Origin of the sequence: Actinoplanes philippinensis, from assembly GCF_900113015.1 — a bacterium.
GTDB lineage: Bacteria > Actinomycetota > Actinomycetes > Mycobacteriales > Micromonosporaceae > Actinoplanes > Actinoplanes philippinensis.
On record NZ_FONV01000013.1, the window covers coordinates 12,851 to 24,523 of the forward strand.

The 11,673-nt window shown below is 69.3% G+C and carries 8 protein-coding genes and 1 pseudogene; all 9 read right to left on the reverse strand.

The genetic code is table 11. The features are described from left to right. Positions 1 to 5 precede the first annotated feature (5 nt). Positions 6 to 407, reverse strand: coding sequence for a type II toxin-antitoxin system VapC family toxin (locus BM290_RS32305; protein WP_093619720.1), 402 nt, complete (start codon positions 405 to 407; stop codon positions 6 to 8). A 10-nt stretch (positions 408 to 417) separates the two neighbouring features. Further along, positions 418 to 651 carry a hypothetical protein gene (locus BM290_RS32310; RefSeq protein ID WP_093619721.1) on the reverse strand — a complete coding sequence of 78 codons (234 nt, stop codon included), beginning with the start codon at positions 649 to 651 and terminating at the stop codon, positions 418 to 420. 78 nt (positions 652 to 729) lie between these two features. After that, entirely contained in the window at positions 730 to 1,281 is a 552-nt protein-coding gene (locus tag BM290_RS51120) for a GNAT family N-acetyltransferase (protein WP_373871104.1), read from the reverse strand. A 30-nt stretch (positions 1,282 to 1,311) separates the two neighbouring features. After that, positions 1,312 to 3,078 (reverse strand): annotated as a pseudogene (locus BM290_RS32315) (penicillin acylase family protein); the annotation flags it as partial. Then, positions 3,075 to 5,273, reverse strand: coding sequence for a GNAT family N-acetyltransferase (locus tag BM290_RS32320; RefSeq protein WP_093619723.1), 2,199 nt, complete (start codon positions 5,271 to 5,273; stop codon positions 3,075 to 3,077). The pseudogene BM290_RS32315 and the gene BM290_RS32320, both read right to left, overlap by 4 nt. Next, on the reverse strand, positions 5,270 to 6,550 hold the full coding sequence (locus tag BM290_RS32325) for a lysine N(6)-hydroxylase/L-ornithine N(5)-oxygenase family protein (protein WP_093619724.1): 1,281 nt from the start codon (positions 6,548 to 6,550) through the stop codon (positions 5,270 to 5,272). The genes BM290_RS32320 and BM290_RS32325 overlap by 4 nt, the downstream gene beginning before the upstream one ends. Beyond that, positions 6,550 to 8,016, reverse strand: coding sequence for a pyridoxal phosphate-dependent decarboxylase family protein (locus BM290_RS32330; RefSeq protein ID WP_203779551.1), 1,467 nt, complete (start codon positions 8,014 to 8,016; stop codon positions 6,550 to 6,552). Before BM290_RS32330 ends, BM290_RS32325 begins: the two co-directional genes overlap by 1 nt. Before the next feature lie 237 nt (positions 8,017 to 8,253). After that, positions 8,254 to 9,882 carry a beta-1,3-glucanase family protein gene (locus tag BM290_RS32335; RefSeq protein WP_093619725.1) on the reverse strand — a complete coding sequence of 543 codons (1,629 nt, stop codon included), beginning with the start codon at positions 9,880 to 9,882 and terminating at the stop codon, positions 8,254 to 8,256. Between the two features lie 239 nt (positions 9,883 to 10,121). Then, positions 10,122 to 11,642, reverse strand: coding sequence for an arabinosylfuranosidase ArfA (gene arfA / locus BM290_RS32340; RefSeq protein ID WP_093619726.1), 1,521 nt, complete (start codon positions 11,640 to 11,642; stop codon positions 10,122 to 10,124). Between the last annotated feature and the right edge of the window lie 31 nt (positions 11,643 to 11,673).

The window sequence follows — 11,673 nt, forward strand, 5'->3', positions numbered from 1 at the left end:
ACGAGTCAGGCCGTCACGATCGAAAGCCCGTAGTGGATCCGGAAGTAGTCGAAGTCCTTGAGGTTGAGCGTGGCGAGTGGAAGGTCGTGCGCCAGACAGCACGCCGCGATCCACATGTCATTCGTCGGTTTGCCGCGACCGCGGCGCATGGCGTCTGCGGCCAGATCGCCACAGAGTTCTGCCACCACTCTCTCCCCGGTCAGCAGCACGAAGCGGGACATCCATTCGGCAAGCCCGGCCCGGTTCGATGCGCTCCAGTCTCGGATCTGCGGCCAGGTCGTGAGCTCAGCCCAGTTGATGAAGGTCAGAACCTGCGTGGTGCCCGCAAGCTTGGCGGCAAGCGTCGCGGGCACACGCCCCTTGAAGATCGATGAGGCAACGTCAGTGTCGAGCACGATCTGAGACATCGGGGATTTCTCAGGCAACCTGTCGCCACCGCTCAGCCCGATACCACGTCAGGAATTCTTCATACTCCTCGTCCGACTCGAATACGTCGGGAGCCGTTGCCACGGCCTCCTCGAAGGTCATCGGGGGCTTCTCCATCCGCCGGATCAGCTCCTCGATCGGGGTGAGTCCGGCATACGGAGCGGACGATGCCGAATCGGCGCTGCGTGCACTCATGCGCACCTCCTGGAGGACCTCACTAGTCATGGGTTCATGCTACCGAGCCTACTAGGCTGCAGACAAGTCCCCTTCACCACTAGGCCTGCGTCAAGGATACCCCTCGCCCTACGCCGCGGCACCCTCGAAGCGATCCCGCTCCAAGAACGTGAGCTGCGCCTTCTTGTGACCGAGGTCGATCTCCGGCCCCAGTGTGAACCCCTCCCGCCGAAGCCGGGAAATCATCCGTTCGTTGCGGATGTCCGGTTCGGCGATGATGCGCCGGCGCTCCGGCTCGGCGAAGAGATGCCGCAGCAGGGCCGGAAAGACCGCGCTCGTCAGATGCGGCAACTCCCGCCCGGTCGCGTCGAGCAGCAGGTGCAGCCCGAAGTCCCCGGGCAGCACGTCGTAACACTCCCCGACCGGATCCTGCGACGGCTCGTAGGTCTGGAACACCCCGATCGGCCCGCCGTCGAGCAGCAGCAGGTAGGCGTGATGGCTGTCCAGCCCGTCGACGAACCCGTAGATCTCCTCCACGTCGGCGACGGTGTGCTCGCCCATCCCCCAGAACCGGTTGCGCTCCTTGATCACCCACGAGTGCACGACCGGCGCGTGCGCGGCCGGATCGAGCCGGATCATGGTGAGTTCCCCGAGGCCGGGCAGCTTCTCCGCGAAGACGATCACGGGTTCCTCCGTCAGTAGTTCCCAGTCGGTGACCAGTGGCGCGAGCTCCCCGGAAGCCCAGAGCGGCAGCTGGTCCAGGAAGTGCGGTGACGCGGGGTCGTCCGAGGCGCCGAACGGGACGACCCACCGGCTGCGGCCGCGGTCGGCGAGGTCCCACACGTAGCGGGCGACCGGCCCGCGCCAGCAGAGGTCACTGACCCCGGGCACGCTGGACGTGTTGAGCACACACCCGGCCGATCCGCCGAGCGGGATCTGCGGCACGACGGCGTTCAGCCCGGGCAGTTGCAGCGGATACAGCAGGTGCCGATCGCCCCAGGGAGTGTCCGGCAGCGGTTCGGCGAGAACCGGGTCGAGGTCGAGGCCGAGCCCGGCGAGCACCCCGTCGAGGGCGATCCCGATCCGGGCGCGCGGGTCGGTCCACGGCGCGAAGAGCGGGTCGTGCCCCGACGGTTCGAAGAGGGGCCGCAGCTCGGGCCGCTCGCACACGGCACGGGCCCGGGCCGCCTGCCGGGCCATCCGCCGCCCGGCGTCGGCCGAGCCGGCCGGCAGCGCGGTGTCCATGTGGATCCGCTCGTGCGGCACACCGAGGTCGAGCAGCTCGCGGATCCGGCGGGCGCGGGCGGGCGGCGCGAAGTCCACCCCGTAGGGCGCGGTGTCCGGCCGCCGGTCGTTGGCGTTGACAGCGGTCGTGATCTCGGCGCGGAACATCGGCGCCCAGTCCGGTTTCCAGTCGTGTCGCGGCTCCCACGCGGGCACCGGGACGAGCCGGTTGCGGTCGTCGCGCTCCGGCACCCGGCCGACGGTGAGCTGCAGGGCGCGGCCGGTGGAGTCGGCGGTGAGGACGCTGTTGACCGGTTCGGCCCAGCGGGACAGGGCGTCGGCGACGTCGTCCACGGTGGACGCGTGCAGCAGTGGCAACAACGCGTCGAAACCCAGATCAAAAGCGGACCGGGCGGGGGTACGCAGACTCAGGTTCCCATCGATGACCGGTCCACGGGCCGTCTCGATGACGTCGACCACGACCGGGTCGTCATCGCGTACGACGATCGTCTCCTGATGGGTGGCCACCGGCTCCCAGCCGGTCGCGCCGCGGGCCTGGAGCACACCGCCGGCCTCGCGCAGCTCTTCGATGTAGAGGTCCTGGTAATCGGCCATCGCGTTGGTGATGGCCCAGGCCACCGACCCGGCGTGCCCGAAGTGCTGCACCCCGGGGACGCCGGGGAAGGTGAGCCCGGCCACGTCGAAGTCCGGGCAGGCGAGGCGGATCTGCTGGTAGACGCCGGGCAGTTCGAGGAGCCGGTGCGGGTCGCCGGCGATCTGCCCCGGGACGGTCCAGGCGTTGCTGCCGGAGCCGCCCGGCCCCTCGATCGCGAACCAGGACAGGGCGTGCGGCCCGAGGGTCCGCTCGACGTGCGCCCGCCACATCTTGTTGCCGAACGTCCCGAACAGAATGTGCTGTACCTGAAAAACACCGAGCGACGACCACGGGTGCCATTCGATGCCACCAGCGCGGACACCGTCCGTGTAGGCCTCCAGCCAGCGCTGGGTCGAGATGTCCAGTGTGGCGAATGACCGCTGCGCGGTGTCGTCGAGCCGGGCCCGGCGGGCGAACCGGTCCCAGCCCACCTCGGCGGCCCCGGCGACGGACGCGAGCCGCCCCTCCGACCGGAGCCGCTCGACGGTGATCTGACGGCCCCGATCGGTTGCGGTCACCCGCCCCTGGAGCCAGGCCAGGTCGAGGACCGAGCCGGCTCGCAGGTGCGGGATGCCGTGATCATCGCGGTAGAGCTTCATGCGGCGATCGGGTTCTCCAGCTCACCGGCGAAGATCAGCGAGCCGGCCTGGTCGGTGAGGTCGACCATCTGGAGCGTGTTGCGCAGCTGGAGCCGGTTCAGGCAGGAGTGCGCGAAGGTCGGCCGGAGCAGGTCGAGGCGGCCGGCCAGGGCCGGGTGGTCCTTGGCGTGCTCGCGGACGCAGTCGCCGGCGAGCGCCCAGAAGTCGGCGGCGCTGAGCACCCCGTCGCTGTCGAGGATCCCGGCGAGGTGCCGCAGGAAGCCGTCGAACACGTCGGTGAAGATCGCCAGTTCCTTGACCTCGTCGGTGACCTCGGCCCGGATCCGCTCCACCTCGGGCGGCAGTGGCTGGTCGTTCAACACCGCGACCTCCTCGCCGATGTCCTTCATGAACACCCGGGTCGGCACGTGGTTCGCCAGCACGAGGATCAGGTTCTCGCCGTGCGGCATGAACGCCAGGTCGTGCTTGAGCAGGCAGTGCATGATCGGCCGCAGGTAGGCGCGCAGGTAGGTCGTCACCCAGGTGGCCGGCGTCACGCCCGATTCCCGGATCAGGGCGGCGGCCAGCGAGTTCCCGTCGCGGTCGCGGTGCAGGAGGCTGGCCATCGTGGCGAGCCGTTCGTCCGCACCGATGCGCGGGACCGGGCTTTCGCGCCAGAGGGCGGCGAGCATCTTGGTGTACGCGCCGGCCGTCCCGGTCCGGTGATAGGCGTCCCCGGTGTACCCGATCGACGCCAGCTCACGGAGCACCTGAAACCCGCAGGCACGCAGTTCCTCGTCTCCCTCGACGACCGACGCGACCCAGTCGTTGATCGGCGGCGTGGCTCGCATGTACCTGGGTGACAGCCCGCGCAGGAAGCCCATGTTCTGCACGGCGATCGCGGTCTTCACGTAGTGGCGTTCCGGCCGGTCGATGTTGAAGAACGTCCGGATCGACTGCTGTGCCCGATAACGGTCCGGGCCGGCGTCGAGCGGGACGATCGCCCGGCGGGCCACGTCGGGCGCGAACGTGACGGTGACCTTGTGCTCCCACTGCCACGGGTGCACCGGCAGGTAGCGGTAGTCGGCCGGGTCCAGTCCGTGCCCTCGGAGCTGCTGCTCGAAGTGTTCCAGGAGCGGGCCGAGCTCCTCCTGGTAGTGCGTGCGCTCGTCGCCGTCGTACACGAAGACGCTCTCCGACTTGAGGATCGCCACCCACCGCAACCGGACCGGCTGCCCGGCCTCCGGCGCATAGGCCTCGTGGTCGCCCAGACCGTAACCGATCCGCCCGTTGTTGGCCACGAATCCGGGGTGGCCCTCGGTCATCGCGGCCTCGATGGTCTGGAAGGTCGCGTGCACCAGGTCGTCGGCGGTCTCCCGGCGGTGCGCGTACTTCCAGGCGGTCCCGGCCAGCGTCGCCGAGATCTCCTCGAGGTAGGTGCCGAGCAGCTTCTCCGGGATGCCGAGCGTCTCGCGCAAGCCGGCGATGAAGTCGAGCGCGTCGAGCGGCCCGTCGAGCGACTCCGGGTCGATCACCCAGTGCTCGAGCGGGTAGCGCTTGGCGGTGAAGGTGTGCGCGCCGAACTCGAACCGGTCGTCGCCCAGCGCGACCGGCGCGATCAGGCGCTCGTGGCTGAACTCGGCGAGGGCCTTCGCGATCAGCCGGCGATGGGCGAACGCGATGGCCTCCGGCCGCAGGTGCGGGACGCTCATGGCGTACGCCGTCCGCGTGCAGAAGCTGAGCCGGCCGGTCTTGCCGTGCAGTGGCACGTCGCGGTCCACCACGAAGCCGACCTCGGCGTTCTTGCGGTGGATGGCCTCGTTGCGGACGTCCGGCTCGACCACGACCCGCTCGATGCGGGAGTCGGCGAAGCAGAAGTCCATCACGGCCCGCATCACCGCGGAGGTGACCCCGGATCGCTGCCGGGTCGGCGGCGCGACCAGCACGTGCATGCCGATGTCGCCGGGCCGCACGTCGTAGTGCGAGGCCAGCTCGCTGTGCGCCGGATCGTAGGTCTCGGCCAGGAAGAGCGGGACGTCGTCGTCGTCGAGCCCGAGCCACGCGTGGTGGTGCGGGTTGCCGGCGATCTTCTGATACTCCTCGCGGACCCGTTCCGGGGTGGCGCCCTGCAGGCCCCAGTAGTGCGACCGCGGATGGGTCACCCAGCCGTGCAGCAGATCGAGATCACGATCAAGATCCAGGGGTACGAGTCTCACCGGTTCACCAACTGTCGGGGGATGTCGGCGGTGGGGACGCCGAACTGCTGGAACGCGATCGACTCCTCGACCGGGTAGATCTCGCGGCCGGTGATCGCCCTGAGGATCACGCTGTTGCGGTACGGGCCCATGCCCAGGTCGGGGTCGGTGACGCTGTGCGTGTGCTCGGCGGCGTTCTGCACGAACACCTCGTCGCCGGCCTTGTCGACGGCGTAGTCCGCGGTCACGTCGAAGCGGCCGCGGGCGTCCCAGTTGATCCGGTCGCGGACCGGGTCCAGGAAGGACGGGACGCGGGGGGCGTACCCGGTGGCCAGCACCAGGCCCTGGGTGGTGGCGGTGAACGAGCGGCCCTGCTCCCGGTGCTCCAGGGCGAGGGTCCAGCGGTCGCCGTCCCAGATCACGCCGTCCAGCGCGGTGCCGGTGAGCAGAGTGGTCGGCACCGGGCCGGTCAGGCTCTTGGCGTACAGCGTCTCGTAGATCGTGTCGACCAGGTCACCGCTGATGCCCTTGTAGAGGTTGCGCTGCTCCCGGCCGAGCCGGTCGCGCACGTCCATCGGCAGCGCCCGGTGGTAGCGGATGTAGTCCGGGGAGGTCATCTCCAAGGTCAGCTTCGTGTACTCCATCGGGAAGTACCGCGGCGACCTGGTGATCCAGCTCAGGTGGTAACCGTACGTCTCGATGTCGCCGAGCAGGTCGAGGTAGATCTCGGCGGCGCTCTGCCCGCTGCCGATGATCGTGATCGAGTCGAGGCCCTGCAGCCGTTCCTTGTTCGGCAGGTAGTCGGCGCTGTGCACGTACGGCCCCTGGTCGACGGCGGCCGGGACGCGCGGCGCGGTGCCGATGCCGAGGACCAGCTTGCGGGCCCGGTAGGTCTCGCCGTTCGTGTGCACGACGTACGCCTCGCCGTCGTGGGTGACCGTCTCGACCCGGGTGTTCCACCGGATCGACGTCAGCTGCCGGGCCGCCCACCGGCAGTACTCGTTGTACTCGGCGCGCAGCGGGAAGAAGCTCTCCCGGATGTAGAACGGGTAGAGCCGGCCCACCTGCTTGAGGTAGTTGAGGAACGAGAACCGGTTCGTCGGGTCGGCCATGGTGACCAGGTCGGCGAGGAACGGGACCTGGATCGTGACGCCGTCGAGCATCAGGCCCGGGTGCCAGTCGAAGTCCGCCCGCTGCTCCAGGAAGATCCCGTCGACGTCGGGCAGGTCCTCGGTCAGCGCGGCCAGCCCCAGGTTGAACGGGCCGACCCCGATCGCCACGAAGTCGTGGGTGCGCATCAGGCCATCACCGCCGTCGCCGCGTCACGCTCGCCGGTCATCTCCCGGCCGATCTCCCGGATCAGGTCCAGCACGTCCCGCAGGTTGCCGACCGTCGTGTTCGGGTTGAGCAGGGTGAACTTGAGCCAGTAGTGACCGCCGACGGTGGTGCCGGCGACGATCGCCCGGCCGCCGTAGAACAGCCGCTGCCGCAGCTTCGGCATCAGCTCGTCGCACTCGGCGACGTCCATCCCGGCCGGCCGGTAGCGGAACAGCACGGTGCTGAGCGTCGGGGCGGCCAGCGCCTCGAAGTCCTGGTCGTCGCCGATCAGCAGATAGGCGTCGTGGGCCCGGTCGACGACCGCGTCGAACATGTCGCCGATCTGCTCGGCCCCCATGGTCCGCAGGGTCATCCACAGCTTCAGCGCGTCGAAACGGCGGGTGGTCTGCAGGCTCTTGTCGACCTGGTTCGGCACGGTGGCGGCCCGCGGGTTCAGGTAGTCGGCGTGCACCGCGATCCGGCGCATCGTCTCGCCCCGGCGCACCACTATCGCGCTGGAGCTGACCGGCTGGAAGTAGCTCTTGTGGAAGTCCACGGTGACCGAGTCGGCCCGCTCGATGCCGTCCAGCAGGTGCCGGCGGCGCTGCGAGACGAGCAGGCCGCAGCCGTACGCGGCGTCGACGTGGAACCAGATGCCCTGGCTCTCGCAGATCGCGGCGATCTCGGCGACCGGGTCGATGCGGCCCAGGTCGGTGGTGCCGGCGGTGGCGACCACGGCCATCGGGACGTCGCCGTCACGGCGGACCTCCTCGATCGCGGCGGCCAGCGCGGCGGTGTCCATCCGCCCGGCGCCGTCGGTGGCGACGCCGACCACCGCGCCGGCGGCCATGCCGAGGATCCCGGCCGACTTGCTGACGCTGAAGTGGCTCTCCGTGGTGGCGAAGATCCGCAGCCTCGGGATGGCGCTCCGGTCGTCGAGGGCCGCGAGGGTCTCCTCCCGGGCCAGCAGCAGCGCCTGCAGGTTGGACTGGGTGCCGCCGCTGGTGAAGATGCCGTCGGCGCCTGGGCCGAAGCCGATGCGACCGGCCGTCCAGTCGATCAGCCGGCGCTCGATGAGGGTGCCCGCGGTGCTCTGGTCCCAGGTGTCGACGGACGAGTTGACCGCCGAGATCAGCACCTCGGCGCTGAGCGCGGGGATGGCGACCGGGCAGTTCAGGTGAGCGACGTAGGTGGGCTCGTGGAACCAGACGGCGTTGTCCAGGTAGAGCCGGGCGACTTCGTGCAGTGCCGCGCCGGTGTCGCCGAGCGGACGATCGAGATCGACGGCGTCGACCTGGTCCTGCAGATCGGCGACGGCTGCGCCGGAGTACGGCTGCCGCACTGCCTTCACCCTGTCGGCGAGCAGCGCCGACGCGTGCCACACACCGGACGTGTAACTGTCCAGGGTGGACCCGGAAAACAGATGCGGGGACTCGGACCGCTCCAACGGGGGCCTCCAATAAGGTAAACCTTACCTAACCTGAGGGGAGGCTAACCGGCCGGACACGGGAAGGAAACTTCGGCCCGGAGTCACGGAGGACACCACAGACGATCATGCGCGGCCGGGAAACGGCGCCACCTGCGCATGTGTGCCGCCCATTCACTTCGATGAACGTCTAGTGACGAGTGCCACATGGTGCACGAGGCCCGCCCTTGACAGAGCGGGCCTCGTCGATGAAGAAGATCAGAAAGCGGTCAGCGTGATCCCGGCCGCGCGCGGATCCCCGTCGTGCACCAGCGACTCCTGGTTCTGCACGTCGTCGAAGGCGAAGGCGTACGCCTTGCCGTCGGCCATGTTGCTGTGGATCGACTTCGCGTACGGGTTGGCCGGCCCACCGGTGTAGAAGTCGGCAGCGGTCCCGCCCGGCTGGGTGTCGATCCGGCCCAGGGTGGTCCGCCACAGCGCCGCGCACAGCGTGCGGGCGATCGGCCCGACCACCTGATCGTTCGGCGCGCCGAGAGCACCGTCACAGCCCCAGACGTTCGCGGTCGACGGCTTGGTGAAGGACGCCACGGTCCGGCCACTGGTGTCGGTGAAGTTGATGACGTTCCCCGAGGTACGCCCGGTGTACCTCACCTCCGGACGGTCACCGAACGGCACCACTGTCAGATTCTTCGAGGTGTACGCGTTCCAGGCGCTCGTGATGTACGAGTCGAGGTAGGTCGCGCTCATCAGCCCGGCGTCGGCCGCCTTGCCCGGGGCGAGGACCCGCAGCACCGTGCCGTCGGACCGGGTGACCACGCTCTTCGCGAAGTCGGGGTTCGCCCGGACCGCGTCGATGACCTTCTGCCGCCCGTTCGCGACCAGGTCGCCGGTCTTCGTGACGACGCCGCTGCCACCGGTCACCGAGACCTCGTGCGGGATCGCGAACATGTCCACCTGCGAGCTGTTCAGGAACAGGCCCGAGCCGTTCAGGGTGAACTCGCTCCAGTCGAAGAGGATGTCCCGGTTCGGGTCGCCGCCCGCCCACGGAGCCGGCTGCACCAGCCCGTCGGTGGTGATCCGGAAGTCCAGCTTCTTGCCGAACGAGAAGTAGATCCGGCCGGAGATGTTCTTCAGCACCTTGATCGTGGTGCTCTGGCCGTTCGCCGGGCCGGGGATCGCCACGTCCGGCGCGGGCACCGGCACCGCCCCGCCACCGGTCCACGGGGTGAACGCGCCCGACGCGTCGACATAGCCGAGTTTGCCGGTGTCCAGATTGACGCCCAGCACGTAGAGGAAGACCGGCTCGGTGCGCCCGGTCCGGTTGGTCACCGTGAACGGCAGCGTGGGACCGGCCGCCGGGACGGTCGGCGCCTTCGTCGTCGGGACCGTCGTCGGCACGGTCGCCGCGGGAGTGGTCGGCGCGGTCGTCGGCGCCTTCGTCGTCGGCGCCACGGTCGGCACCCTCGTCGTGGGGGCCACCGTCGGCGCGGTCGCCCCGGTGCCGCACGGCGCGCCGTTCAGCTTGCAGTTGACCGGCTGCGGGCCGGCGCCGACGAATCCGAACGTGACGCTCCCACCCACCGGAATCGCGCCGTTCCAGGCACGGTTGGTGAATGTGCGGTGACTGGAGGAAACCGTCATGTCGGTCTCCCAGAAACTACCTACCGAACCACCCGCGGGCAGATCGAATTCGACTTTCCAGGACGTCAGGGCGGATGTGCCGCCGTTGCTGATGGTCACCTCGTCCTGCCAGCCGGAACCCCAGTCGGACACCGTACGCAGGGAAGCGGTGACCGAAGCGGCCGAGGCGGGCAGGGCGATCCAGGCGGTGGTGAGCGCAGCGACCGTCGCCACAGCGGCGAGAATCAGGCTCCGTTTACGGCGCATGGGGGTGCGACCTCCGAGAGTGGCACGGTCAGGGACGGCCGCCATTGTCACTCGCCGGAAACCGCTCTCACAGAGCCTTTAAAGCTGCTTTAAGGTCTATTTTCCTGGACGTTCTCGCCACACCCCGATAACAGAAATCCCGGCTGGTTCCCGGGACTGTCCCGGCGGGGCCGGAACAGCACCGGCAACCAGCCGGGGAGGATCGGGACGCGGCCGCTCATACCGGACCGGCCGGGGCGTCAGCGGGTGAAGCGGATGGCGGTCCAGGAGACGTGGGGCAGGGTGAGCGTGGCGGCGCCGCCGTCGAGGGTGATCGCGCCGCCGGCCTCGGCGAGAGACCGGAGGGTGACCCGCTCCGGCACCTCCTTGGAGTTGTAGGCGTAGACGTCGTCGTCGGTCAGGGTCCAGGACTCGGCGACCGTCAGGTCTGCGCCGAAGGCGGTCAGGTCGACGGCGAACTCGACCGGGTTCGCCACGTCCCGGTTGACCGCGAACACGGTCACGTCGCCGGTGGCCGGGTCGTGGGTGGCGACCGCGTCGACGAGCGGGGCCGTGCCGTACTTGGCCGTGTCGTAGGACGGGGCGTCGATGTGCAGGCGCAGCACGTCGCCCTTGGCCAGGGCCGCCGTCTTGGCGAAGGGGTGGAAGATGGTCTGCTTCCAGGCCGGGCCGCCGGGCTCGGTCATGATCGGGGCGATCACGTTGACCAGCTGCGCCTGGCAGGCGGCGGTGACCCGATCGCTGTGCCGCAGCAGCGAGATCAGCAGGTTGCCGACCACGACCGCGTCCGCCACGTTGTAGCGGTCCTCGATGACCGGCGGGGCGACCTTCCACTCCTCGGGCAGCGGGGCGTTCTGGAAGCGGGACAGGTACCAGACGTTCCACTCGTCGAAGGACAGGTTGATCTTCTTGGTGCTCTTGAGACGCGCGCCGACCGCGTCCGCCGTGGCCACGATGCTGTTGACGAAGAAGTCCATGTCCACGGCGGACGCCAGGAACGAGCCGAGGTCGCCGTCGTGCTCCTCGTAGTACGCGTGACAGGAGACGTAGTCGACCACGTCGTACGCGTGCTCCAGCACCGTCGACTCCCAGGTGCCGAAAGTCGGCATCGACGAGGACGAGCTGCCGCAGGCGACCAGTTCGAGGTCGGGCTCGGCCGAGCGCAACGCCCGCGCCGTGCTGGCCGCGAGCAGCCCGTACTCCTCGGGGGTCTTGTGCCCGGTCTGCCAGGGGCCGTCCAGCTCGTTGCCCAGGCACCAGATCTTGATGCCGTAGGGCTTCTCCGCGCCGTTGGCGCGCCGCTGCTCGGAGAGCGCGGTCCCCTCCGGATGGTTGACGTATTCGTGGACGTCGAGCGCCTCCTGCACGCCACGGGTGCCGAGGTTGACCGCGTACATGATCTCGACGTCGGCCTTCTCCGCCCACTTGGCGAACTCGTCGATGCCCACCTCGTTGGTCTCGATGCTGCGCCAGGCCAGGTCACGACGGCGGGGCCGCTGCTCGCGGGGGCCGACACCGTCCTCCCAGCGGTAGCCGGAGACGAAGTTGCCGCCCGGGTAGCGGACCATGGTGACGCCCAGCTCGCGGGCGAGGGCCAGCACGTCGGTACGGAAGCCGTCCTCGTCGGCGAGGGGGTGGCCCGGCTCGTAGATGCCGGTGTAGACGCAGCGGCCCATGTGCTCGACGAACGAGCCGAAGGTACGGCGGCTGACGGGCGCCACGACGGCAGCCGGATTCAATGCGACACGCGCACGAAGCATGGTTGTTCCCTTGATGAAGAAAGAAGAAGGA